20 protein-coding genes and 4 tRNA genes are annotated in these 23,536 nt (G+C 65.0%); 14 read left to right on the forward strand and 10 right to left on the reverse strand.

Annotated features, from left to right (window positions below):
• Positions 1-75: 75 nt before the first annotated feature.
• Positions 76-1,110: a phosphate ABC transporter substrate-binding protein PstS gene (gene pstS, locus ACFPPA_RS08370; protein ID WP_377319466.1), complete on the reverse strand. Its 1,035-nt coding sequence runs from the start codon at positions 1,108-1,110 to the stop codon at positions 76-78.
• A 169-nt stretch (positions 1,111-1,279) separates the two neighbouring features.
• Positions 1,280-1,939 (reverse strand): ribonuclease T, encoded by a 660-nt coding sequence (gene rnt / locus ACFPPA_RS08375; RefSeq protein ID WP_377319143.1) that lies wholly within the window; start codon positions 1,937-1,939, stop codon positions 1,280-1,282.
• Positions 1,940-2,148: 209 nt separating this feature from the next.
• Between rnt and ACFPPA_RS08380 the strand changes: the two genes are divergently transcribed.
• Positions 2,149-3,432, forward strand: a complete 1,284-nt coding sequence (locus ACFPPA_RS08380; protein WP_377319145.1) for a porin — start codon at positions 2,149-2,151, stop codon at positions 3,430-3,432.
• Positions 3,433-3,589: 157 nt separating this feature from the next.
• Here ACFPPA_RS08380 and hflD read toward each other — a convergent pair whose 3' ends face one another.
• From hflD to ACFPPA_RS08395, 3 genes are read right to left on the reverse strand one after another with little or no spacing between them, the layout of a single operon-like run.
• Complete coding sequence (gene hflD, locus ACFPPA_RS08385; RefSeq protein ID WP_377319147.1) at positions 3,590-4,213, reverse strand: high frequency lysogenization protein HflD; 624 nt, start codon at positions 4,211-4,213, stop codon at positions 3,590-3,592.
• 10 nt (positions 4,214-4,223) lie between these two features.
• Positions 4,224-5,372, reverse strand: coding sequence for a tRNA 2-thiouridine(34) synthase MnmA (mnmA, locus tag ACFPPA_RS08390; RefSeq protein WP_377319149.1), 1,149 nt, complete (start codon positions 5,370-5,372; stop codon positions 4,224-4,226).
• A complete protein-coding gene (locus ACFPPA_RS08395) occupies positions 5,363-5,854 on the reverse strand; it encodes an NUDIX hydrolase (protein ID WP_377319151.1) in 492 nt (163 codons plus the stop codon). The genes mnmA and ACFPPA_RS08395 overlap by 10 nt, the downstream gene beginning before the upstream one ends.
• 118 nt (positions 5,855-5,972) lie before the next feature.
• Between ACFPPA_RS08395 and clpS the strand changes: the two genes are divergently transcribed.
• Both clpS and clpA read left to right on the forward strand, forming a co-directional pair.
• Positions 5,973-6,305, forward strand: a complete 333-nt coding sequence (gene clpS, locus ACFPPA_RS08400) for an ATP-dependent Clp protease adapter ClpS (RefSeq protein ID WP_377319153.1) — start codon at positions 5,973-5,975, stop codon at positions 6,303-6,305.
• Between the two features lie 65 nt (positions 6,306-6,370).
• Positions 6,371-8,641: an ATP-dependent Clp protease ATP-binding subunit ClpA gene (clpA, locus tag ACFPPA_RS08405; protein ID WP_377319155.1), complete on the forward strand. Its 2,271-nt coding sequence runs from the start codon at positions 6,371-6,373 to the stop codon at positions 8,639-8,641.
• Between the two features lie 112 nt (positions 8,642-8,753).
• On the opposite strand, the gene infA is transcribed toward clpA, so the two are convergent.
• Complete coding sequence (infA, locus tag ACFPPA_RS08410; RefSeq protein WP_007081871.1) at positions 8,754-8,972, reverse strand: translation initiation factor IF-1; 219 nt, start codon at positions 8,970-8,972, stop codon at positions 8,754-8,756.
• Between the two features lie 103 nt (positions 8,973-9,075).
• Positions 9,076-9,351: a polyhydroxyalkanoic acid system family protein gene (locus tag ACFPPA_RS08415; RefSeq protein ID WP_377319158.1), complete on the reverse strand. Its 276-nt coding sequence runs from the start codon at positions 9,349-9,351 to the stop codon at positions 9,076-9,078.
• Between the two features lie 262 nt (positions 9,352-9,613).
• Here ACFPPA_RS08415 and ACFPPA_RS08420 point away from each other — a divergent pair, with 262 nt between their 5' ends.
• From ACFPPA_RS08420 to ACFPPA_RS08470, 11 genes are all read left to right on the forward strand, one after another.
• Positions 9,614-10,381 carry an FHA domain-containing protein gene (locus ACFPPA_RS08420; RefSeq protein WP_377319160.1) on the forward strand — a complete coding sequence of 256 codons (768 nt, stop codon included), beginning with the start codon at positions 9,614-9,616 and terminating at the stop codon, positions 10,379-10,381.
• 83 nt (positions 10,382-10,464) lie between these two features.
• Entirely contained in the window at positions 10,465-11,550 is a 1,086-nt protein-coding gene (serC, locus tag ACFPPA_RS08425) for a 3-phosphoserine/phosphohydroxythreonine transaminase (protein WP_377319162.1), read from the forward strand.
• 74 nt (positions 11,551-11,624) lie between these two features.
• A complete protein-coding gene (pheA, locus tag ACFPPA_RS08430; RefSeq protein ID WP_377319164.1) occupies positions 11,625-12,713 on the forward strand; it encodes a prephenate dehydratase in 1,089 nt (362 codons plus the stop codon).
• Positions 12,714-12,748: 35 nt separating this feature from the next.
• Entirely contained in the window at positions 12,749-14,056 is a 1,308-nt protein-coding gene (gene aroA, locus ACFPPA_RS08435) for a 3-phosphoshikimate 1-carboxyvinyltransferase (protein WP_377319166.1), read from the forward strand.
• Between the two features lie 63 nt (positions 14,057-14,119).
• Positions 14,120-14,896 carry a 3-deoxy-manno-octulosonate cytidylyltransferase gene (kdsB, locus tag ACFPPA_RS08440; protein WP_377319168.1) on the forward strand — a complete coding sequence of 259 codons (777 nt, stop codon included), beginning with the start codon at positions 14,120-14,122 and terminating at the stop codon, positions 14,894-14,896.
• Between the two features lie 50 nt (positions 14,897-14,946).
• Positions 14,947-16,788 carry an excinuclease ABC subunit UvrC gene (uvrC, locus tag ACFPPA_RS08445; protein ID WP_377319170.1) on the forward strand — a complete coding sequence of 614 codons (1,842 nt, stop codon included), beginning with the start codon at positions 14,947-14,949 and terminating at the stop codon, positions 16,786-16,788.
• Between the two features lie 72 nt (positions 16,789-16,860).
• Complete coding sequence (gene pgsA / locus ACFPPA_RS08450; RefSeq protein ID WP_377319172.1) at positions 16,861-17,472, forward strand: CDP-diacylglycerol--glycerol-3-phosphate 3-phosphatidyltransferase; 612 nt, start codon at positions 16,861-16,863, stop codon at positions 17,470-17,472.
• Positions 17,473-17,544: 72 nt separating this feature from the next.
• A tRNA-Gly gene (locus ACFPPA_RS08455) sits at positions 17,545-17,620 on the forward strand.
• A gap of 145 nt (positions 17,621-17,765) precedes the next feature.
• Positions 17,766-17,841 (forward strand) — tRNA-Gly (locus tag ACFPPA_RS08460).
• An 81-nt stretch (positions 17,842-17,922) separates the two neighbouring features.
• Positions 17,923-17,996 (forward strand) — tRNA-Cys (locus ACFPPA_RS08465).
• Between the two features lie 280 nt (positions 17,997-18,276).
• Positions 18,277-21,144, forward strand: a complete 2,868-nt coding sequence (locus tag ACFPPA_RS08470; protein ID WP_377319174.1) for a sensor domain-containing phosphodiesterase — start codon at positions 18,277-18,279, stop codon at positions 21,142-21,144.
• Between the two features lie 2 nt (positions 21,145-21,146).
• Here the strand turns inward: ACFPPA_RS08470 and ACFPPA_RS08475 are convergent.
• From ACFPPA_RS08475 to ACFPPA_RS08485, 3 genes are all read right to left on the reverse strand, one after another.
• Positions 21,147-21,233, reverse strand: a tRNA-Leu gene (locus tag ACFPPA_RS08475).
• 97 nt (positions 21,234-21,330) lie between these two features.
• The gene (locus tag ACFPPA_RS08480) at positions 21,331-22,566 is read right to left on the reverse strand and encodes a TraB/GumN family protein (RefSeq protein ID WP_377319176.1); all 1,236 of its coding nucleotides are present in this window, start codon (positions 22,564-22,566) and stop codon (positions 21,331-21,333) included.
• Between the two features lie 78 nt (positions 22,567-22,644).
• Positions 22,645-23,535: a carbon-nitrogen hydrolase gene (locus ACFPPA_RS08485; protein WP_377319178.1), complete on the reverse strand. Its 891-nt coding sequence runs from the start codon at positions 23,533-23,535 to the stop codon at positions 22,645-22,647.
• Between the last annotated feature and the right edge of the window lies 1 nt (position 23,536).

The raw sequence follows: 23,536 nt of genomic DNA on the forward strand, positions 1-23,536 counted from the left end.
CTCGCGAAGGGCGGCGCATGGGTCCAATCTGCGGGCGGTCCAGATTCGGCGAACCGGATCCGGACCGCCGCATGATCAATGCTTGAACTCGGAAGCCCAGTAGGCCTCGATCCGGCTGACCAGCGCCGGCGGCAGCGGCACATAGTCGAGTGCGGCGGCAGCCTGCTGACCATTTTCCAGCGACCACTTGAAGAAGTCGAACGCTGCCTTGCTGTTCGCGGCATTCTTCGGCGTCTTGTACATGATCATCCAGGTGGTGGCTGTGATCGGCCACGCGTCGGCACCCGGCGCATTGGTCATGATCAGGTTGAAGTCCTTGGCGCTGGCCCAGTCGGCGGTGGCAGCGGCAGCGGCGAAGCTGTCGGCGCTCGGCGAAATCACCTTGCCGGTGGAGTTCTTCATGTCGACCCAGGTGATCTTGTTCTTCACCGCATAGGCGTATTCGACATAGCCGATCGAACCCTTGATCTGCTTCACGTACTGCGAAACACCTTCGTTGCCCTTGCCGCCCACGCCGGCCGGCCATTCAACCGCTGTGCCGAACTTGACCTTGCTGGCCCACTCCGGGTTGACCTTGGACAGGTAGTTGGTGAAGTTGAACGTGGTGCCCGAACCGTCCGAGCGATGCACCACCGTGATCTTGCCGGCAGGCAGGCTCAGGCCGGCATTCAGCGCGGCGATCTTCGGATCGTTCCAGTTGTTGATCTTGCCCAGGAAGATGTCGGCCAGGGTGGTGCCGTCCAGCTTGATCTGGCCCGGCTGCACGCCGGCGATGTTGACCACCGGCACAATGCCGCCGACCACGATCGGGAACTGGCCCAGGCCGTACTTCGCGAGGTCCTCGGCCTTCATCGGCGCGTCGGAGGCGCCGAAGTCGATGGTGCCTTCCTTGATCTGCGCGATGCCGGCGCCCGAACCGACCGACTGGTAGTTCAGGTGGTTGCCGGTCTTCTCGGCATACGCCGCCGACCATTTGGACATGACCGGATAGACAAAGCTGGAGCCGGCGCCGGTGATGTCGGTGGCCTGTGCAGCGGCGGCACCGAAGCTCGATGCCACGGCAATCGCGGCAACGGCAGCGAATCGAAGCGGGGATTTGCGAGAGGTCAACACGGTAGCTCCTTGGAGGGAAGTTGGATGAGACCGCTCTATTACAAGCGTTCGGTGTTGCCATTGGATGAAATGAATGTTTCAGCAAGATGACAGTCGGCAAGGATTGTCATCTTGCGCTCGCTCCACGCCGCCAGGATCGACGGTAACTGGATGATCCGGCGAAGCTTTACGCCTGCCCGAGCGATTTGTAGGCCACTTCGATCAGTTCGAGCTGGCGCCAGCGGTTGACCACGCCGCAGAACAACTCGGCGGTGCGCTCGGCGTCATACACCGCGGAATGGGCTTCACGACTGTCGAATGGCTGACCGGCGGCCAGTACCGCCTTGCTCAATACGGTCTGGCCATAGGCCAGGCCGCCGAAGCTGACCGTGTCGAAACAGCTGAACGGGTGGAACGGGTTGCGCTTGTGCCCGCAGCGGCGCACGGCCTGGTTGAGAAAGCCCAGATCGAATGCGGCATTGTGGCCGACCAGGATCGCGCGCTGGCATCCGGCCCGGCGTACTGCCTCGCGCACGGCATGGAAGATGTGATCCAGCGCCAAGCGCTCGGGCAGTGCGCCGCGCAGCGGGTTGTCCGGGTCGATGCCGGTGATTTCCAGCGAGCGCGGGTCCAGGTTCGCACCGGGAAACGGCTCCACGTGTGTCGAGACCACGGGCTGCAACTGCAGAAAGCCATCGGTATCCATGACCAGGGGGATCGCTGCGATTTCCAGCAGGGCGTCGTGCTCGGCGTCGAAGCCACCGGTTTCGACGTCCACCACCACCGGCAGGAACCCGCGGAACCGATCTGCCATGCGGGCAGCGGTGTTGTTGCTCACTATTTCCATCGACGCAGCATATCAGCCGTGGTGCATGGCATGGCGGGGGAGCGGAGGTATTGAGGGGTAGTCGCATCGGTGTGGCGCTGTCTTCAATCTGTCATGAAACGTGCATCTGGCCGTAAAGATTTCTGCGCAGACTTGTTAACTAATCGCTAGCCGGCCATCGGATCGAGGGGGCGGTTGAGATGTTTCCTACCACCATTGCGGAGAATGACATGCGTTCCAAATTGATTGCGGTGGCGATTGCCGCCGGCCTCGGCGTAACCAGCTTCACGGTTGCCGCCGCTCCGGCACAGCACAAGACCCACAAGTCGCAGGCGACGGCCCAGAACAACGCCGTGGTCAACAGCGAAGTGGAGCTGTTGAAGGCTCAGCTGGCCCAGTTGCAGGCGAAGGTCGATTCGCTCGAGCAGCGCACCGATGCGCAGTCGGACATCAACGTCAGCACCGGCCAGGCGGTCGAGAAGGCGACCAGCGTGACGGCGGCCAGCGACAAGCAGCTCGCCAAGCTGGAGAAGCTCGTCAACGACACGTCGATTTCGGGCAAGATGTACTTCGACTTCAGCAACATCAGCCAGAAGAACAGCGATACCGGCAAGACCAACGCCTCCGGTACCGGCGTCGACGTGAAGCGCTTCTATTTCAGCGTCAACCATCAGTTCGACGATATCTGGTCGGCCAACCTGACCACCGATTTTAACTACGTCAGCAATGACGGCGAGACCAACCTGTTCGTGAAGAAGGCCTACGTGCAGGCCAAGTTCAACCAGGCGGCGGTGTTCCGCGTCGGTTCGGCCGACATGCCGTGGATTCCCTTCGTCGAGAACTACTACGGCTTCCGCTACGTCGAGCCGACCATCACCGATCGCAACCACTTCGCCAACTCGGCCGATTGGGGCCTGCACCTGGGCGGTGACATCGGTGCCAGCAAGTCGCTCAACTACGCCGTATCGGTGGTGAACGGCAACGGCTACAAGAACCCCAGCCGCAGCAAGAACGTGGACGTCGAAGGTCGCGTGGGCTTCGTGCCGTTCGAAGGCATGGTGGTCGCGGTAGGCGGCTATACCGGCGATCGCGGCCAGGAAATGCAGAACGTGAGCGCGGTGCATACGGCACAGCGGGGCGATGTTCTGGTGGCTTATTCCAGCAAGGCATTCCGTCTGGGTGGTGAATACTTCACTGCCAAGAACTGGAACAACGTGCTGAGCCCGCTGACCGACAAGGCCGATGGCTATTCCTTCTGGGGCAGCGTGAACGTGGCCGACAACATCAGCCTGTTCGCCCGCTACGACAACGCCAAGCTGAGCAAGGATCAGGATCGCAGCGCCAAGGACACCTACTACAACGCAGGTGTTCAGTACCAGGTGAACAAGGGTTTCCAGCTGGCTCTCGTCTACAAGCATGAGAAGGGCGACAAGTCGGTGAATACCCCGATTCCGCCGCACGTGCAGAACGTGAAGACCGACGAAGTGGGCATCTTCGGTCAGGTGGCGTTCTAAAACTGTCACATGGCCGCGGCATACTGCGGCCATCAGGACGGCAGTCGGACCGGTTATCGTAAGGGAGTTCTACCCAGGGACGGAAAACGGCGGGCATATGCCCGCCGTTTGCTTTTTGCTGGTTCCAACGCCGGAAACCCTGGCCGCACAAGGGGTTTCAGCGGTTGTCGAGAGTGGCGCCGGTCAGCAGGCCGCGTGCCAGCATGCTGCACTGGCGTCGGTACAGCAGCAGCTGCCATTGGCGCCCACCGACCTGCCGCCACAGCACCGCCGAGCGCACCGCGGCCAGCAGATTGGCGCGCACCTTCTCGACCACGGTCGGCTGCTGCAACTGCTGCGGGTTGCCGCTCACCATCACCCGTGGGCGCAGGGGAGACAGGGTCGATGCATACAACTCGGCCAGGCGGCTGGTGACCTGGCTCGAATCGCGACCGAAGTGTTCGACCTGGCGCTGTGCGGCGACGATGCCCTGCCGCAGTTGCTCGAGCAGTTCCGGCCGCCCGGACAGGCTGCGCTCCAGGCGCATCACGGTCACCACCATGCGGGTCACCGACATGTCGCGATCGCTCTCGTCGAGCTGGGCGATCAGGTTGCGCAAGCCGAGCCGAACGTTGGAGACATTGCCGAAGACGCCGACCACCGAAGGCGCATCGACGCGAAACACGCTGGCCAGGCTGGCTTCCATGGCGCCTTCGTCACAGCGCCCCTCATTGGCGAGCTGCTGCGCCAGCGAGCAGGCCTGGAACAGGCCGGCCAGGCCAAGCACGCGCTCTTCATTCATGCCGAAGGTTTCAAACACGGGGCTGCGATTCTCTTGCAAGGGGGAGGGGGGAGGGAGTGAACGCCGGCAGCAGACCGCCATAGGCGGCATCGGTCATGCTGATCACGGCGCCGCCGAGGCAGACGTCGTCAGCATAGAAGACCACCGATTGCCCCGGTGTCACGGCACGCTGTGGCTCGTCGAAGCGTACCTCAAGGCCGTCGCCACGTACGCTGACCAGGCAGGCCTGATCGCCCTGGCGATAGCGGGTACGGGCAGTGCAGCGAAACTCCGCGGCGGGTGGCGCACCGGCAATCCAGTTCGGTGTTTCGGTCTGCAGGCGACGCGAATGCAGCCAGCGGTTCTCGCCGCCCTGGGCGACGTACAGGACATTGGCGGAGACATCCTTGCCGACCACGAACCAGGCTTCGCCGCTGGCTCCGTGACGACCGCCGATGCCCAGCCCGTTGCGTTGGCCCAGGGTGTAATACATCACGCCCTGATGCTCGCCGATCAACTCGCCCCCGGGCGTGCGCATCTCGCCCGGACGGGCGGGGATGTACTGCGCCAGAAAGCCACGGAAATCGCGTTCGCCGATGAAGCAGATGCCGGTGGAATCCTTTTTCGCATGGGTCGGCAGGCCCGCTTCGCGGGCCATCTCGCGCACCCGCGGCTTCTCGAGCCCGCCGAGCGGGAACAGCGTGGCGGCCAGCTGCTGCTGACCCAGCGCATGCAGGAAGTAGCTCTGGTCCTTGGCGCTGTCCACCGCGCGCAGCAGCCGGTATCGACCGTCCACGCAGTCGACGCGGGCGTAGTGGCCGGTGGCGATCTTCTCGGCGCCCAGCGCACGGGCCTCGTCCAGGAAGGTCTTGAACTTGATCTCGCGGTTGCACAGCACGTCCGGGTTCGGCGTGCGCCCGGCGCGGTATTCGGCCAGGAAATGCTCGAACACGCCGTCCCAGTACTCGCCGGCGAAGTTGCGCGCATGGAACGGGATGCCCAGGCGCCCGCAGACGGCCACGGCGTCCTTGCGATCGGCGTCGGTGGTGCAGGGGCCGGAGCGGTCGTCCTCCTCCCAGTTCTGCATGAACAGGCCCTCGACCTCATGGCCGGCCCGTTGCAGCAGCAGCGCGGCCACCGACGAATCGACGCCGCCGGAGATGCCGAGCATCACTCGCATGCGACGCCCTCATCCGGCAGATAGCTCAGGCTTTCCAGCGGCAGCCGGCGTCCGGCCAGCCAGTCGTCGATGCTGAGCAGCACCATCGGGCTGCGCAGGCGTACGCCCAGCTCGGCGATTTCGGCACGGCTGAGCCATAGTGCGCGGCGGATGCCGGTATCCAGCGGGCGGTCCGGGTCATGGCTGAGCGCCCGGGCAGCGAAGCTGAAACGGATGACCGCGTCGCCGTGCTCGGTACTGCGCCACTGATGCACGCCGAGCAGATGCTGCAACTCCACCGTCCAGCCGGTTTCCTCCAGCGTCTCGCGCACGGCAGCGGCCGCCAGGCTCTCGCCGTCGTCGAGATGACCGGCCGGCTGGTTGTAGGCAAGCTGGCCGGCGACCTCTTCCTCGACCATCAGATAGCGGTCGCCATCGGCCACTACGCAGGCCACGGTGACGTGCGGGCGCCAGATTTCGGATTTGGAAACGGGATCGGCCATGGGTCGGTGGGGACTGGAAAAACGGACATTGTGCCATTACCTGTTGTAGCGGACCGTAGCGTGGAGGTGCATCCACTGCGGCGTATACTTCGTACCAGAGATCACACCCCAAGAAATCATGGCCCAAGAAAACGAACATGAGCATGAGCATGACGGCAGCCGGGGGCTGGCGCTGGAAGTGGCCAAGCCCGAAGTGGCCAAGCCACCGCTGTTCCAGGTGCTGCTGCTGAATGACGACTTCACCCCGATGGACTTCGTGGTGGAGGTGCTGCGCGGCTTTTTCAACCTGGATCAGGAGCAGGCGGTTCAGGTGATGCTGCACGTGCATACCCGTGGACGGGGTGTGTGCGGGGTTTTCACTCGCGAGGTGGCCGAAACCAAGGTTACGCACGTCAACGAATATTCACGTTCCCATCAGCACCCGTTGTTGTGCACTATGGAAAAGCTCTGAACGCCCCCATTTTGTGCTCATCGCGGCGTTGAAGGCCGCTCAACATACAAGCGGAGACGATCCGGATGTTCAGCAAGGATCTGGAAGTAACCATCGGCCATTGCTACAAGCAGGCCCGTGAACAACGCCATGAGTTCATGACGGTCGAGCACCTGTTGCTCGCATTGACCGAAAACCAGTCGGCGCTGGGTGCGCTGAGAGCCTGCGGGGTCGATCTGCCGAGACTGTCGGCGGAACTGTCCCGCATCATCAACGAGACCGTGCCGGTGCTGCCGACCGGCGACGAGCGCGATACGCAGCCGACGCTGGGTTTCCAGCGGGTGCTGCAGCGCGCCGTGTACCACGTGCAATCCTCGGGGCGGAAGGAGGTCACCGGCGCGAACGTGCTGGTCGCCATCTTCGGCGAGAAGGACTCGCATGCCGTGTATTTCATGCACCAGCAGGAAATCACCCGGCTCGATGTGGTCAATTACATCTCGCATGGCATCGCCAAGATCGGCGACGAGCCCGCCGCCGGCGTGTCCGGCAGCGAGCGCGATGGCGAGGAGGGCGGCGAGCCGAAAGGCAATCCGCTGCACGAGTTCGCCAGCAACCTCAACGAACTGGCGCTGGAAGGCAAGATCGATCCGCTGATCGGTCGCACCGACGAGATCGAGCGCACCATCCAGGTGCTTTGCCGCCGGCGCAAGAACAACCCGCTGTACGTGGGCGAGGCCGGCGTGGGCAAGACTGCGCTGGCCGAGGGCCTGGCCAAGCGCATCGTCGACGGCGAGGTGCCCGAGGTGCTGGAGGACGCCACGATCTGGTCGCTGGATCTGGGGGCCCTGGTCGCCGGCACGAAATACCGTGGCGATTTCGAGAAGCGCCTGAAGGGCGTGATCGCCCAGCTGAAGAAGCAACCGGGCGCGATCCTGTTCATCGACGAGATCCATACCATCATCGGTGCCGGTTCGGCCTCCGGCGGCACCATGGACGCATCGAACCTGATCAAGCCGATGCTGGCATCGGGCGAGTTGCGCTGCATCGGTTCGACCACGTTCCAGGAATACCGCGGCGTGTTCGAGAAGGATCGCGCGCTGGCCCGTCGCTTCCAGAAGATCGACGTGGTCGAGCCAACCGTGGCCGACAGCATCGAGATCCTCAAGGGCCTGCGCTCGCGCTTCGAGGAGCATCACCATGTGGCGTATACCAACGAGGCGTTGAAGGCGGCGGTGGACCTGTCGGTCAAGCACATACCCGACCGCTTGCTGCCGGACAAGGCGATCGACGTGATCGACGAGGCCGGCGCGCGTCAGCGGCTGCTGCCCGAGGACCAGCGCACCGGCACGGTCGACGTCAGCGAGGTCGAGTACATCATCGCCAAGATGGCGCGGATCCCTGCCAAGCAGGTGTCGGCATCGGATCGGGACGTGCTGCGCAATCTCGAGCGCAATCTGAAGATGGTCGTGTTCGGCCAGGATCCCGCGATCGAAGCGCTTGCCGCGTCGATCAAGATGGCCCGTTCGGGGCTGGCCGACCCGTCCAAGCCGATCGGTTGCTTCCTGCTCGCCGGCCCCACCGGCGTGGGCAAGACCGAGGTGACCAAGCAACTGGCAATGCAGCTGGGCATCGAGATGATCCGCTTCGACATGTCCGAATACATGGAAGGTCACTCGGTATCGCGGCTGGTGGGTGCCCCTCCGGGCTACGTCGGCTTCGACCAGGGTGGTCTGCTGACCGAGGCGGTGACCAAGCATCCGCACGCGGTGTTGCTGCTGGACGAGATCGAGAAGGCGCATCCGGATGTATTCAACATCCTGCTGCAGGTGATGGATCGCGGCGTGCTGACCGATACCAACGGTCGCGAGGCGAACTTCAAGAACGTGGTGGTGGTGATGACCACCAACGCGGGTGCGGCGATCGCTTCGCGGCGGAGCATGGGCTTCATCGAGCAGAAGCACGAGTCGGACGCGATGGAGGTGATCCGCCGGATCTTCACGCCGGAGTTCCGCAACCGGCTGGATGCGATCATCCAGTTCGGCGCGCTCGATTTCGAGCACATCCTGCGCGTGGTCGACAAGTTCCTGATCGAGCTGGAAAGCCAGCTGACCGAGAAGCACGTGACGCTGGACGTGGACACCCATGCCCGTCGCTGGCTGGCCGAGCACGGCTTCGATCCGCAGATGGGCGCACGGCCGATGGCGCGGGTGATCCAGGAGAAGGTGAAGCGCGCCCTGGCCGACGAGCTGCTGTTCGGCAAGCTGGCCGACGGTGGCGTGGTCCGTCTGAGCGTGCTGGATGGCGAGCTGAAGGTCGATTGCGAGGCGGCGGAAAAATTGCCGGCCGTGGTCGGGTAAGCTCCGGTCAAATGCGAGGCAAAGCAAAGGCGGCGCAATCAATGCGCCGCCTTTGCTTCATCCCCCTGCCGGGTTGCTGTGCGCAAGCGCGACAGCCATCGGCGTCACCGCACTACTTCATGCGGTACGTGATACGCCCCTTGCTCAGGTCGTACGGGGTCATTTCGATCTTGACCTTGTCGCCGGTGAGGATGCGGATGTAGTGCTTGCGCATGCGGCCGGAGATATGGGCAATAACTACGTGCCCATTCTCAAGTTGCACGCGAAACATGGTGTTGGGCAGGGTCTCCTGGACCGTGCCTTCCATTTCGATGACGTCGTCTTTGGCCATGTGTTCCGGGGTTCACGCGCAGCCGTCATGGCTGCGTAAGCCGTCGAGTATGCCACGGATAGACGATGGGTTAAAGAATCGCTGCGGGTCGGGAACAGGCCGTTCAGGCGAAATGTTCATCCAGCTTGCGCCGTATTTCCTGCTCGACCATGCCTTTCAGTGGCGCCAGCATCAGGCCCAGCTCGGCCTTGACCTGGATGGCATCGCTGTCGACCGCGATGGTGCCGCTGACGCCCGGGCGTGAAAACCGCAGGGTATCCCCTTGCCATTGCCCGTCCATGCCGAATTTCTCGTGCATGCGCGCAGCCACCTTGTCGACCACGGCGCGGGCTTCGGGGATCGACAACTGATGGGGGCGGCGAATATCGATACTGGGCATGACGGGCTCCGGAGCAAATGTCCATCTTAATGCCAGCCAGATGCGGGAGCATGATGGACTGCATGCCAGCATCCTCTCGGGCTTCGGTCGGCCGGGCCGCGAATCCGTCCGTGCGGTCCATCTTTCTGCCGCTTCTCGGCCCATGGAACCACGACGGGCCGGCAAACCGTCGAAAAGCTGTCATCGTGCGGCCGAATGCTCGCCCCGACCACCAAGGCCCGGCAGGATGCTAGAGTTTCGCGGCCCTTCGACTGGTTCACCCATGCGCATCGAATTTCCCAAGGCGGCCCGTGAGGATTTTCACTGGACACAGGAGCAATTGCGTATCGGCAGCGCCCCCGACAATGACCTCGTGCTGGCGGCCAGCCAGGCGGCACCACACCATTTGAAGATCCAGCACGATCGCCGTGGCTGGGTACTGCAGGTATTGCCGTCGGCCGACCGCATCTACGTCAACGCGCGGCCGGTGCACGAGCGTGCGTTGCTGCGTGCAGGCGATGTCGTCAGCGTCGGCGATTGCCGCATGCTGCTGCGCGCCGACCAGGATCCCGCCCGGCGTGCCGTGCTGAACGTGCCGGAGCAGGGGCGCTGTACCGTGGCTTTGCGTGCCGTCTCCGGACCGTTGTCCGGGCGCGTGCTGCCGTTGCGGGACAGCCTGGAACTCGGGCTGCAGGGGCGCTGCCCGCTGGAACTGCCGCAGGGCGACGTGGTGTCGCTGCGCATCGGCTGGGAGGGCGGCCAGCTGCTGCTGGAATCGCTGCAGCCCTCGGCGCGCCATCCCCTGCGGGTCAACGGTGTCGTCGTGGAGAACGTGGCGCTGCAGCCCGGCGATCAGATCGGCGTGGCGATGCACCGCTTCGTGGTCGATGCGCCGGGGATGGAAGCGGAGCCGGAGATCGTCATGTCCGGGTCCCCGGCGACGCATCTGCCGGAAGAGGTGGCCGGCCCGACGGGCGAGGTCTGGTGGTTGATCGTGACGGCGGCGGTGCTGGCCCTGGGCATCGCCCTGGCCTTGCTGATCCGCTTCTGAAGATCCGCCCTGGCGGCCAGTTGACGGGCTCATGCTGCGCCGCGCCATAATGCGCGGAACACCTCGACGGGATGCAAGCGCACGTGAGCAGAGTCTGGAATTTCAGCGCCGGTCCGGCAGCGATGCCGCAGGCGGTACTCGAACGCGCCCAGCGCGAGCTGCTGGACTGGAACGGCAGCGGTGCCTCGGTGATGGAGCAGTCCCACCGGGGCAAGCGTTTCATCGACATGGCCGCACAGGCCGAAGCGGACCTGCGCACCCTGCTGGCGATTCCCGCGGATTACGCCGTGCTGTTCCTGCAGGGCGGCGCCACCCAGCAGTTCGCGCAGATCCCGATGAACCTGGCCGCCGAGGGTGACTGTGCCGACTACATCGTCAGTGGGCACTGGAGTGAAAAGGCCGTCAGCGAGGCTGCACCTTATGTGCGGGTGAACGTGGCGGCCAGCGGCCGGGCCGACGACTACCTGCGATTGCCACCGCGCGACGGCTGGCGGCTCGATGCGCGCGCGGCCTATGTGCACTACACACCGAACGAGACCATCCACGGTGTCGAGTTTCACGACATACCCGAGGTCGGGGCGGTGCCGCTGGTGGCCGACATGTCCTCGAACATCCTGTCCGGGCCGCTGGATATCAGCCGTTTCGGGCTGATCTATGCCGGCGCGCAGAAGAACATCGGTCCGTCCGGCCTGGTGGTGATGATCGTTCGCCGCGACCTGTTGCAGCGGGCGGGCCGGCCGATGGCGCGGATCTTCCGCTACGCCGAGCAGGCCGCCAACGATTCGATGCTCAATACGCCGAATACGTGGGGCTGGTATCTGGCCGGGCTGACCTTCCAGTGGCTGCTGGCCCAGGGCGGGCTCACCGCCATGGCCGAACACAATCGGGCGAAGGCCGACCTGCTGTACCGGACCATCGACGGTTCGGGCGGCTATTACCGCAACCCGATCGAGTTGTCCGCCCGATCGCGCATGAACGTCCCTTTCACCCTGCATGACAAGGCACTGGATGTCGTCTTCCTCGAGGAGTCCGAGGCCGCCGGCCTGCTCGCCCTGAAGGGGCACAAGGCGCTGGGCGGCATGCGCGCCTCGCTGTACAACGCGGTGCCGCTGGACGCGGTACAGGCATTGGCCGCGTTCATGCGGGACTTCGCGCAGCGGCACGGTTGATCGACCACGCGCCAAGCTTTTCAGGCAAGATGTCGGTTCGTCAACGGACTTCTTTACATTTAGGCGGCTAAAGCATGACCGACCCGAAAACATCGCTCAGCGAAATGCGCGAGCGCATCGACAGCATAGACCGGCAGATCCAGCAGCTTATTTCCGAGCGTGCGAATCATGCGCAGACGGTCGCGAAGGTGAAGGGCTCGGGGCTTTCGGCGATCGACTATTATCGTCCAGAGCGCGAGGCCCACGTGCTGCGGATGGTGGTGGATCGCAATCACGGTCCATTGTCGGATACCGAGATGGTGCGGCTGTTCCGCGAAATCATGTCGTCGTGCCTGGCGCAGGAAGATCCGCTGAAGATCGGTTTCATGGGGCCGGAAGGCACGTTCAGCGAACAGGCCGTGCGCAAGCATTTCGGTCATGCCGCCTACGGCCTGCCGCTGGGCAGCATCGAGGAAGTATTCCAGGAAGTCGCCGCCGGGCATGCCGATTTCGGCGTGGTGCCGGTGGAGAATTCGGGGCAGGGCATGATCCAGGTCACCCTGGACATGTTCCTGACCTCCGACGCCACCATCTGCGGGGAAGTGGAACTGCGCGTGCACCAGTGCCTGCATTCGCAGGCCGGCAAGCTGGAAGACGTCAAACGGGTCTACGCGCACGCGCAATCGCTGCAGCAGTGCAAGACCTGGTTGCGCATCAACCTGCCGGGCGTCGAGTGCATTGCGGTAGGCAGCAATGCCGAGGCGGCCCGGGTGGCCCGGCATGCCGACGATGCGGCGGCGATCGCCGGCGAGACCGCGGGCAAGATCTACGGGCTGAAGACCCTGGCCACCGGCATCGAGGATCGCGCCGACAACACCACGCGCTTCCTGGTGATCGGCCGTTCGCTGTTTCCACCGTCAGGCAACGATCGCACGTCCCTGCTGATCACCGTCAACGACAAGCCCGGGGCTCTCTACGACGTGCTCAGCCCGTTCGCCAAACACGGCATCAGCCTGAACCGGATCGAGTCGCGGCCGGCGCATACCGGCAAGTGGCAATATGCGTTCTTCATCGATGTCTCCGGCCATATCGACGACGACGCGCTGCAGGCGGCGGTTCACGACATCGGCGAGTCCGCCGCGACCATCCGTGTGCTGGGTTCCTACCCGGTGGCGTTGCCCTGAGTGGCGCGGAGTAGATCGGGCATGGAGAAGATCGCTTGAATCGTCTTGACTGGTGCAGTCGCGCGGGCGGGCCGCTGCGCGGCAGCCTGCGGATACCCGGTGACAAATCGGTTTCGCACCGCGCCCTGATGCTGGCCGCGATTGCCGAAGGGGATTCGCGCATCCGCGGATTCCTCGAGGGTGAGGACACCCGCGCCACGGCCGCCGTGCTGGCGCAACTCGGTGTACGCGTCGAGACGCCGGCGGTCGGTGAACGCGTGGTGCATGGCGTCGGGCTGCATGGCCTGCGCGGATCTCCGCAAGAGCTCGATTGCGGCAACGCCGGTACCGGCATGCGCTTGCTGACCGGCTTGCTGGCCGGCCAGACGTTCGACAGCATTCTGGTGGGCGATGCCTCGCTGTCGAAGCGTCCGATGCGCCGGGTCACCGAGCCGCTGGCGCAGATGGGCGCGCATATCGACAGCCGCGAAGGCCTGCCGCCGCTCCACGTGCATGGTGGCAAGGCGCTGCACGGCATCCGCTACGAACTGCCGGTGGCCAGTGCCCAGGTGAAATCCGCCTTGCTGCTGGCGGGCCTGTACGCCGCCGGTGACACCGAAATCATCGAGCCGCATCCGACCCGCGATTACACCGAGCGCATGCTGGCCGCGTTCGGCTGGCCGATCACGTTTTCCCCGGGTCGCGCCCGGCTGGCCGGCGGGTATGCGCTGCGTGCCACGGATGTCGACGTGCCCGCGGATTTTTCCTCGGCGGCGTTCTTCCTGGTGGCCGCCAGCATCGTGCCGGGTTCCGAACTGCGGCTGCCGGCGGTCGGTCTAAACCCGCGCCGCACCGGACTGCTGCAGGCGCTGCGTCTGATGGGTGCGGACATCGTGGTGGAGCACCCGCGCGAAAGTGGCGGCGAGCCGGTCGGCGATCTGCTGGTCCGCCATGCGCCGCTGCACGGCATCGACCTCCCCGAGGCGCTGGTGCCGGACATGATCGACGAGTTTCCCGTGCTGTTCATCGCCGCCGCCGTAGCCAGCGGTCGCACGCGGGTATGCGGTGCGGCCGAGCTGCGCGTGAAGGAGTCCGATCGCATCACCACCATGGCGGCAGGCTTGCGCATGCTCGGTACGGCGATCGAGGAAACCCCGGATGGTGCGGTCATCCAGGGCGGAGCGATCGGCGCCGGTACGGTGGAGAGCCTCACCGATCATCGTATCGCCATGAGCTTCGCCGTTGCCGGGCTGGTCGCGACCGGGCCGGTACGCATCAACGACTGCCGTCACGTCGCCACGTCGTTCCCGGGCTTTCCCGAGCTGGCGAACGGTTGCGGTTTTGCCTTGCAGGTCGCCGACTGACCCGTCCCTCCGTGTGCATGTATCGTTGCGGCCAGCCGTTGCCGCGCGGTTGAAGGATTACCGATGTCCAACGCCATACCTTCGTTCATCGTCGCCATTCCTGCCCGGTACGGCTCGACCCGTCTGCCGGCCAAGCCGCTGCGCGAGATCGGTGGCGTGCCGATGGTGGTGCGGGTGGCTCAGCGCGCTTTGCAGGCGGGCGCCAGCCAGGTGGTGGTGGCGGTGGACGACCAGCGCATTGCCGATGCACTGGCCGGGTTGGGTGTGGATATCTGCATGACCCGCAGCGACCACGCGTCGGGTAGCGACCGGCTGGCCGAATGCGCCGGGCTTTACGGTTGGGCCGGCGATGCCATCGTGGTGAACCTGCAGGGCGACGAGCCGTTCGCGCCCACCGCCGGTATCCGTGCGGTGGCGCAGGCGCTGGCCGGGGACGATGCCCCGATGGCGACCCTGGCCACCCCGATCATCGATGCGGAGGAGCTGTTCGATCCGAATGTGGTGAAACTGGTGCGGGCGGTCAATGGTCGCGCCATGTATTTCAGCCGGGCGCCGCTGCCGTGGGCACGCGACGGGTTTGCCGCCGATCGGCACGCGCTGCCCTCGGGCTCGCCGTTTCTGCGGCACATCGGCATCTACGCCTATCGGGCCGAATTCCTGGCCCGCTATGCCCGCCTGCCGCGCACACCGCTGGAGCAGACCGAGTCGCTGGAGCAGTTGCGCGTACTCGAACATGGCCACCCGATCGCGGTGCGGCTGAGTCCCGAACCGTTCCCGCCGGGGATCGATACCGAGGCCGACCTCGAGCGTGCCGAACAGTGGCTGCGCACGCAGCACTGAACCGTCCGCCGGATGGCTCCGGCCCGCCGGGCACCCGCTAGAATGTGCGCATGCAGTCAGCGCAACCGCCCCCCTTCGATGGCAAGGCCTTCGTCCGCACGCTCACTTCCTCGCCTGGCGTCTACCGTCATATCGACGCGGACGGGGAGTTGCTCTACGTCGGCAAGGCCGGCAATCTCAGAAAGCGGGTCGGCAGCTATTTCCTGAAGCCGCGGATGGAGCCGCGCATCGCCGCGATGGTGGCGCAGATCGCCCGTGTCGAGATTACCGTGACGCGCACCGAGGGCGAGGCGCTGCTGCTGGAATCGCAGCTGATCAAGTCGCTCAAGCCGCGCTACAACATCCTGCTGCGCGACGACAAGAGTTACCCGTACATCTACCTGTCCGGCGGCGAGGATTACCCGCGACTGGCGTTTCATCGGGGTGCGCGCAATCAGCCGGGACGCTATTTCGGGCCCTATCCCAGCACCTATGCCGTGCGCGAAAGCCTCAGCCTGATGCAGAAGCTGTTCAAGGTGCGCCAGTGCGAGGACAGCTTCTTCCGCAACCGCTCGCGGCCCTGCCTGCAGCACCAGATCGGCCGCTGCACGGCGCCGTGCGTGCAACTGGTCAGCGTGGACGACTACCGCGCCGACGTGCGCCACGCCGAGATGTTCCTCGAAGGACGCAGCAACGCGGTGATCGATGAACTCGCCGAGGCGATGGAGCAGGCGAGCAAGGCACTGCAGTTCGAGCGCGCGGCGAAGCTGCGAGACCAGGTGGCTGCCTTGCGCCAGTTGCAGGCGCAGCATCATGTGCAGGGGGCGAGCGCCGACATGGATGTGATCGCCTGCTGCATCGAGGCGGGGCTGGCCTGCGTCAGCGTGTTGTTCTTCCGCAACGGGATCAGCCTGGGGACCCGCGATTTCTTTCCACGCCTGCCGTTCGATGCCGAGCCGGCGGATGTGCTGACCCAGTTCATCGCGCAGTACTACCTGGACCGGCCGGTGCCGCGTGAACTGATCCTGGGCGAGACGCTGGGCGACCAGCAGATCCTGGCCGAGCTGCTGAGCGAGCACGCGGGCCGCGCGGTCGAGCTGAAGTCGAGCGTGCGCGGCGAGCGGGCGCAATTCCTGCAGATGGCCGAGCGCAATGCCCGCGCCTCGCTGACCGCCCGCCTGGCCAGCCGGCAGACGCTGGGGGCCCGTTTCGACGACCTGCAGAAAGTGCTGGGGCTGGCATCGCCGCCGCGACGCATCGAGTGCTTCGACATCAGCCACACGATGGGCGAGCTGACGGTGGCCTCGTGCGTGGTGTTCGGGCCGGAAGGCCCGGAGAAGTCGCATTACCGGCGTTTCAATATTGCCGGCATCACCCCGGGTGATGACTACGCCGCGATGCATCAGGCGCTCACCCGGCGCTTTCGCAAGGTCGCCGAGGGGGAGGGCGCGCGCCCCGATGTGCTGCTGATCGATGGCGGCAGCGGGCAGGTGGCGCAGGCGCTGGACGTCCTGCAGCAACTCGGCGTCGTCGGCATCGAGGTGGTCGGCGTGGCCAAGGGGCCCGGTCGGCGGGCGGGCGAGGAAACCCTGGTGCTGGCCCGCCTGGAAAGCGGAAAGCCCGGGCGCGAACTGCATCCCGGTTCGTCGTCGCCTGCGCTGCACCTGGTCGCCGCGGTGCGCGACGAGGCTCACCGTTTCGCCATCAGCGGTCATCGCAAGCGTCGCGAGAAGGCGCGCGAGCGCAGTGTGCTCGAGGACGTGCCGGGCATCGGCGCCCGTCGACGATCGGCCCTGCTCAAGGCGTTCGGTGGCCTGCAGGGCGTGGAAAGTGCCGGTGTCGAGGAGCTGATGCAGGTCAAGGGGATCGACCGCGGCCTGGCCGAACGCATCTACGCCAGCCTGCACGGCTGAATGATTGCGACAGCCTTCACTCGGCAGAAGTCCGGTGACGTGCGAAACTGCAGCAAATCACCGGAATGAATCATGCGTATCAACCTGCCGACCTGGCTGACACTTTTTCGCGTTGCCTTGCTGCCGGTGATGGTCGCCGTGTTCTACCTGCCGTTTCCCGGTCACAACATCACCGCCGCGATCGTGTTCGTGCTGGCCGCCTTCACCGACTGGCTGGACGGCTACCTGGCGCGGCGGATGAACCTGACCTCGGCGTTCGGTGCCTTTCTCGACCCGGTTGCCGACAAGCTGATGGTGGCGGTGACCTTGTTCCTGCTGGTGCAGTCGCATCCCAGCAGCGGCTGGTCGGGCATCCTGATGGCGATCACCGCGGCCGTCATCGTCGGGCGCGAGATCAGCGTGTCGGCGTTGCGTGAATGGATGGCCGAGATCGGCATGAGTGCCACGGTCAAGGTCGCCTTCGTCGGCAAGCTCAAGACGGTGATGCAGATGGTCGCGCTGGTGGTGCTGATCGTGCAGCACGAGAAGGAAGCCACCGCGCTGCGCCTGTATCACATCGGCGAGGGGCTGCTGGTGATTGCCGGCGTGCTGACGATCTGGTCGGGGCTGTACTACCTGCGCGCCGCATGGCCGATCCTGCGCGGAGATACGCCCATGCGACCGCGCCGCGGCGACGATGCATGACCATCGTGCCGCGGATCGGTTCGATGCGGGCTTGACGATCCGGATTCACGTATTAGAATGCGCGGCTCCGATGCGGGAATAGCTCAGTTGGTAGAGCACGACCTTGCCAAGGTCGGGGTCGCGAGTTCGAGTCTCGTTTCCCGCTCCAGTTTGCAGACAAAGCCCCGACCCGTTCGGGGCTTTGTCGTTTCCGCGATGGCGTTGCCTGCGGCGGGCTGGTAAAAAAACCCTGCTGCAACGTGGTTGAAACTATTCACAAGCGGTTTCAGTCTGCTATCATTCGCGGCTCTGATGCGGGAATAGCTCAGTTGGTAGAGCACGACCTTGCCAAGGTCGGGGTCGCGAGTTCGAGTCTCGTTTCCCGCTCCAGGTTTTCCGCAAAACCTCGGTTCACCGGGGTTTTGTTTTTTGAGAAATCTGCGATCATCATGGTCGTGGTGCAACAGCAATGGCCTGGTGGCAGAGTGGTCATGCAGCGGCCTGCAAAGCCGCGTACGCCGGTTCGATTCCGACCTAGGCCTCCATTGCGAAACGGCTGCAACCCAGCCATCAGGACCCGCCGCCGGCGGGTTTTTGTTGCCAGATCCCGTGGCATCGACGGCGCGCAAGCCCATGGCGCGGCCGGAACCGTTCCACGGACATGCCGACCTTTTTCACTCCGCAGCCATGCAGTGCCGCTCGTGCAGGCCGAGTTCCGGCTCGTCACGCTGGCAGGGCTCTGGCGCGGGATTCGCCACCGTTGCATGATGCTGCGTGTACGGAGCAGATCAGGGCGTTCCCGCCGAGACCGCAGCGAGATTCTTCATGTCTTCGACCCCCATCGGCCCTGCCACAAGTGAATCTCCGGGAGTATCGGTCGAGCACTTCTATGCCGCGCTGGCCGACATCGGAGACCTGGTGGCGGCGATGCCCCGTCCTCAGGCGCTGTATGCCGGAGTCATGGATATTTTCGAGCGACATCTCGGTGCGATGCGGGTTCTGGTCGGGGAAATAGATCACGAAGCAGGCGTTCTGAGACGGCGTGCACCCGATCCGGTGCCGGAAGGACAGGAGGACATCTATCCGGAGTTGGTGTCCCTGGCCATTGCCCGCCCCCGTTTCTGGGAGGGCAAGATCGAAGTCGAGCCGAATATCGTCGAGGCGCCGGGCCGCGAAGCCTTGCGTCCCGCTTATGCGCGGCATGGTATCCGCGCCTCGGCGGCGGTGCCGGTGCGTTGCTTCGGCAAGGTGCACGCGGCCCTGATTCTGCGCGCGCGCGACCCCGCGTTTTTTGCGCCCGAGCTGCTGCAACTGCTCGAGAGGGTGGCGCTCAGTGTCGGCCATGCGCTCGAGGGTGACGTGCAACGTACCCGGCTCGACCGCAGCCTCCTCGCTGCCGAGCGCAGTCAGCTGGCATTGAGGATCCTGAGCGAGACCCTCAAGGTCGCCACCCACGCGGGCAACGAGGAAGAGTTGTTCAACCAGGCCTGTCGGGTGGTGGTGGAAACGGGCGGCTACCCGGTGTGCTGGATGGGCTTGCTGGAGCAGGGTGGTTCGACACAGACGCTGAAGGCGCGCGCCCATGCGGGACGCGGTGCCGAGACTTACCAGGCGCTCGAAATCCAGCTCGCCGATCTCGACATTTCCACCAGTGTGAGCGCGGCCGTGATCAAGTCGGGGGAAGCACGAGTGAAGCTGCCCCGCGAAGGCGGTGCGCAAGGTTGGGCAGTGCATGCGCGCCAGCTGGAACTGAGGGCGTTGCTCGGGCTTCCCCTGCGCTTGCGTGGCCAGATCGGCGGGGTGATCGTGATCGGTGCAAGCTCGGAGGATGCGTTCTCCGGCGCGGAGCTCCGGATCTTCGATGAGATGGCGCAGGAACTGAGCCTGGGACTCGAACGGCTGCGCGCCGGCAAGGCACAGTTCCTGGCGGAACAGGAGCTCAAGCTCAGCCTGCGCCGTTTCCAGGCCATTCTGGCAAGCAGGTATGCGGGCATTCTGGTGCTGGACAACGAGCGCGTGCAGTTCTGCAATGCGACGTTCTGCCGGCTGTTCGAGCTTGCCGAAACGCCGGACCAGCTTGTCGGGATGTCCTCGACGATGCTGCACGAGAGGATCCTCGAAGTTTTTGCGAACCCCGATCAGGAGCTCGAGCGGATACGCAGCATCCTCCTGGATGCCGCGCCGGTGGAGCTCGAGGAAGTCGCGCTCGACCGGGGCCGAACCTATCTGCGCAGCTTCGCGCCGATCACGTTCGATGACCGGCCGCATGGTCGGGTCTGGCAATACATCGACATCACCGAACGCAAGGCGCAGGAGGCCGAAGTCGAGCGACTGGCTTACTATGATCCGCTGACCGCGCTTCCCAATCGGCGGTTGTTCCTCGAGCTGCTGGAGCAGGGCCGCGGCCAGGCGCGCCGGCACCAGGTGCGACTGGCCGTAGGGGTACTCGACCTGGACGATTTCAAGCACATCAACGACCAGTTCGGCCATGCGGCCGGAGACGAGGTCCTTGGGCGGGTCGCGCGACGGATCGCCGCTGTGCTGCGCGACGGCGATGTCGTCGCCCGGCTCGGCGGAGACAAGTTTGCACTGCTGCTGACGCATGCCAACAGTGAGCATGACGCGCGCCTGACCAGTGCAAGCATCCTGGAGACACTGCGTTACCCGATGCCGTGGGAAGACAAGGTACTGCACCTGTCCGCCAGTCTCGGCTGGACGTTCTATCCGCAGGATGCCGCCGATGCGGAAACCCTTCTCGGGCATGCCGATCTCGCCATGTACGACGCCAAGGATCAGGGACGCGACCGCGAGCAGGTCTATTCGTCGGCAATGGCGCTCGTCAACATCGAGCAGCGTTCGATGAAGGCGCGCGTGGCGGCCGCGCTGGAAGATGGACGCATGACGCTGCGTTTTCACCCGATCGTCGCCCTCGATACGGCGTCCGGTGACTGGCGGGTGGTCGGTGCAGAGGCCCTGCTGCGCATGCACGATGCGGCGCTCGGCCTGCTGTCGCCCGCGCTGTTCCATCATGCCCTCGACGACGCGAAGCTTGCGCGCCCGATAGGCCGCTATGTTCTGGACCGGGCCTTGCGGGCCAGCGCAGCCTGGCTGAACAAGGGGGTGCGGCTGTCCGTGGCGGTCAACATCAGCACGCGTCACCTGATGCAACAGGAGTTCATCGCGGATATCGACGAGGCGCTTGCCGCCCATCCGGAGGTCGATGCCACTCTCTTGTGCATCGAGATCACGGAGACCGGTCCACTGGTCGATCCCACCGGGGCCCGTCAGGTCATCGACGAATGTCGCGCGCGGGGCATCAACGTGAGTCTGGACGATTTCGGAACCGGCAACGCGTCGCTCAGCCATGTCCAGCAGATGGATGTGGGGACGTTGAAGATCGACCAGAGTTTCGTGCGCGACATCCTGGTGGAACCGCGAAACATCGCGATCGCGGCGGGAATCCTCACCACGGCACGCCTGCTGAAGATTGCCGTGATCGCCGAAGGCGTCGAGACGGAGGAACAGGGGGTGCTGCTGATCTCGCTGGGATGCGGACAGCTGCAGGGTCATGTCATCGCCGAACCGATGCTGGCGACGGCCATCCCGGCCTGGGTGGAGAACTGGGTGTATCCGGCCTCATGGCGACTGGCGGCGCCGGTGGTACTTGAACGCCGGCAGCCAAATATCAATTGATCTGGTGCCTGGGGCGGGAATCGAACCCGCATAGCCTTGCGGCTGAGGGATTTTAAGTCCCTTGCGTCTACCAGTTTCGCCACCCAGGCAGGGGCATCGAAGTGCGTCGCGGGCACGCCCGTGAGCGGTGCGAATCGTAGCATGCGCGACGTTGCCAGCCGTTGCCGGCAGGCAGGGAAGGCGGCCTCAGATCAGGCTTCTGAAAATATGGATGCCGGCGCTGTACTCGCCGACGATCGTGCCTGCGCTGACCAGGAAGAAGTTGAGCAGGGTGCGTGCCACCCGGTTGGTCCACCAGCCACTCCAGTGCACGATGTCGTCGCGCAGGCTGTCGAAGTCGACCACCCGCGGGTGCCGTACCCAGGCTTCGGTCATGGCGCTGATGCCGCCGGCGGGGATGCCGGGGCGAAAGGGCTTGATCGGCGCGGCGATGAAGGCGGCGGTGATGCTCAGCGGATGGCCGCCGGCGATCACCGCGCCGAGCGCGGCGAAGCCTCCGGTGAACAACACCCACGCGAGCAAGGCATTCGTGCCGAGCGCCGCGTTGCGGTGAAATGCCCAGGCGATCGCGGCGAACACCAGCAGCACCAGCCCTGCGGCCAGCCACTTCGGCCACTGCGACTTCGGCGGCGAACTGGCGAGCGTGGCGACCGTGACGGCCGGGTCATCCTGCTGCTCGCGCAGCTGCGTGGACAGACCCTTGAGGTGGCCGGCACCGATGACCACCAGGACCCGGCGACCCTCCGTGCCGCCGCCGCTCCAGGCGGCCTCCTCGCGCAGGCGCGCGGCCATGAAGGCGTCGCGTTCGCCGATCAGGCTTTCGTACAGCGGCTTCGATTCGCTGGCGAATTCACTGAAGGCACTTTCCAGCAGGTCGCCCTGTTTCAGTCGCTCGACTTCGGCCTGTTCGATTTCGTCGCGCTCGAACACGCTGGCCAGCAGGCCGCCAAGCAGGCCGAAGCGCTGCCAGAAGCCCACGCTGCGCCAGGCCCGCTTCAGCGTGGTACCGACTTCGCGATCGATCAGCCACAGCGGCATGCCGCGTTGTTCGGCGCCGTCCATCGCGGCCTTCATCTCGGCGCCAGGCAGGATCCCGGACTGGTCGGCCAGGCGTTTCTGGAACGTGGACAGCACCAGGCTGGCGGCGACCATGCCGGCCTTGCCCTGACGGATCACCTTGAACAGATCCATCTGCTTGAACGCTTCCGGGTCGCGCATGCTCTGCGCGCGGCTGTCGCAGAGTTCCACCGCGACCGCGTCGAAGTGCTCGTGGGCGAGCAAGGCCTCGACCGCCTCCATGCTGCTGCGCGAGACATGCGCGGTGCCGAGCATCACGTATTCCACGCCATCACGTTGCACGCGCTCGATCGGCTGCCCCTGCAAGGCGGGCAATGGGGAAGCTTCGGTTTCGGTAACACTCATGCGATCAGCACGCCGGTCGTTGGGGGATGGTCCAAGCATGGGGACGCCACCCGTGTGGAACAAGCAAGCGGCACGCCGTCAGTCACGAAAGCGCCTGAGCAGGTCGGCATAGGCATCGATGCGGCGATCGCGCAGGAACGGCCAGATCCGGCGTACATGCTCGCTGCGCGCCAGGTCGATGTCGGCCAGCAGCAACTGACGCTGGCCGTGGCCGGCCTGGGCCAGGAATTCCCCTTGCGGCCCGGCGACAAAGCTCGACCCCCAGAACTGGATGCCGGCACCCACCCCGGAGGGATCGGCTTCGAGGCCGGTGCGGTTGCACGACAGCAGCGGCAGGCCATTGGCCACGGCATGGCCGCGCTGCACGGTGATCCACGCATCGCGCTGGCGATCCTTCTCGGCCTGGTCGTCGTTCGGATCCCAGCCGATCGCGGTGGGATAGAGCAGCAGCTCGGCGCCGGCCAGCGCCATCAGGCGCGCCGCTTCCGGATACCACTGATCCCAGCACACCAGCACGCCGAGCCGGCCGACCGAGGTATCGATCGGTTCGAAACCCAGGTCGCCGGGGGTGAAATAGAACTTTTCGTAGAATGCCGGATCGTCCGGGATGTGCATCTTGCGGTACTTTCCCGCGATCGCGGCCGAACGATCGAACACCACCGCGGTGTTGTGATACAGCCCGGCGGCGCGGCGCTCGAACAGCGAGGCGACCACCACCAGCTGCAGTTCCTCGGCCAGCTTGCCGATGCGTGCCGTGCCCGGGCCGGGAATGCTCTCGGCCTGGTCGAACACCTCGACCGACTCGTGCTGGCAGAAGTACGGGCCGTTGTGCAGTTCCTGCAGCAGCACCAGTTCGACGCCCGCGGCCGCGGCTTCGCGCAGGCCGGCCTCGATGGCGTCGAGATTGGCGTCGCGGCTGCCGCGGTCGGTTTCCTGCAGCAGCGCGACCTTCAGGGTCTTGCGGGTCATC

Source organism: Rhodanobacter ginsengisoli (genome assembly GCF_042657065.1).
GTDB classification, from domain to species: Bacteria; Pseudomonadota; Gammaproteobacteria; order Xanthomonadales; family Rhodanobacteraceae; genus Rhodanobacter; species Rhodanobacter ginsengisoli.

What these genes read in the sequence shown, in the direction of transcription:
- pheA (WP_377319164.1), top strand. Translation starts at nt 11,625, where the DNA reads ATGACCGACCCGAAAACATCGCTCAGCGAAATGCGCGAGCGCATCGAC.
- ACFPPA_RS08420 (WP_377319160.1), top strand. Translation starts at nt 9,614, where the DNA reads ATGCGCATCGAATTTCCCAAGGCGGCCCGTGAGGATTTTCACTGGACA.
- rnt (WP_377319143.1), bottom strand. Translation starts at nt 1,939, where the DNA reads ATGGAAATAGTGAGCAACAACACCGCTGCCCGCATGGCAGATCGGTTC.
- ACFPPA_RS08415 (WP_377319158.1), bottom strand. Translation starts at nt 9,351, where the DNA reads ATGCCCAGTATCGATATTCGCCGCCCCCATCAGTTGTCGATCCCCGAA.
- hflD (WP_377319147.1), bottom strand. Translation starts at nt 4,213, where the DNA reads ATGAATGAAGAGCGCGTGCTTGGCCTGGCCGGCCTGTTCCAGGCCTGC.
- clpA (WP_377319155.1), top strand. Translation starts at nt 6,371, where the DNA reads ATGTTCAGCAAGGATCTGGAAGTAACCATCGGCCATTGCTACAAGCAG.
- ACFPPA_RS08470 (WP_377319174.1), top strand. Translation starts at nt 18,277, where the DNA reads ATGTCTTCGACCCCCATCGGCCCTGCCACAAGTGAATCTCCGGGAGTA.
- ACFPPA_RS08380 (WP_377319145.1), top strand. Translation starts at nt 2,149, where the DNA reads ATGCGTTCCAAATTGATTGCGGTGGCGATTGCCGCCGGCCTCGGCGTA.
- mnmA (WP_377319149.1), bottom strand. Translation starts at nt 5,372, where the DNA reads ATGCGAGTGATGCTCGGCATCTCCGGCGGCGTCGATTCGTCGGTGGCC.
- infA (WP_007081871.1), bottom strand. Translation starts at nt 8,972, where the DNA reads ATGGCCAAAGACGACGTCATCGAAATGGAAGGCACGGTCCAGGAGACC.
- ACFPPA_RS08395 (WP_377319151.1), bottom strand. Translation starts at nt 5,854, where the DNA reads ATGGCCGATCCCGTTTCCAAATCCGAAATCTGGCGCCCGCACGTCACC.
- uvrC (WP_377319170.1), top strand. Translation starts at nt 14,947, where the DNA reads ATGCAGTCAGCGCAACCGCCCCCCTTCGATGGCAAGGCCTTCGTCCGC.
- ACFPPA_RS08480 (WP_377319176.1), bottom strand. Translation starts at nt 22,566, where the DNA reads ATGAGTGTTACCGAAACCGAAGCTTCCCCATTGCCCGCCTTGCAGGGG.
- kdsB (WP_377319168.1), top strand. Translation starts at nt 14,120, where the DNA reads ATGTCCAACGCCATACCTTCGTTCATCGTCGCCATTCCTGCCCGGTAC.
- clpS (WP_377319153.1), top strand. Translation starts at nt 5,973, where the DNA reads ATGGCCCAAGAAAACGAACATGAGCATGAGCATGACGGCAGCCGGGGG.
- ACFPPA_RS08485 (WP_377319178.1), bottom strand. Translation starts at nt 23,535, where the DNA reads ATGACCCGCAAGACCCTGAAGGTCGCGCTGCTGCAGGAAACCGACCGC.
- pgsA (WP_377319172.1), top strand. Translation starts at nt 16,861, where the DNA reads ATGCGTATCAACCTGCCGACCTGGCTGACACTTTTTCGCGTTGCCTTG.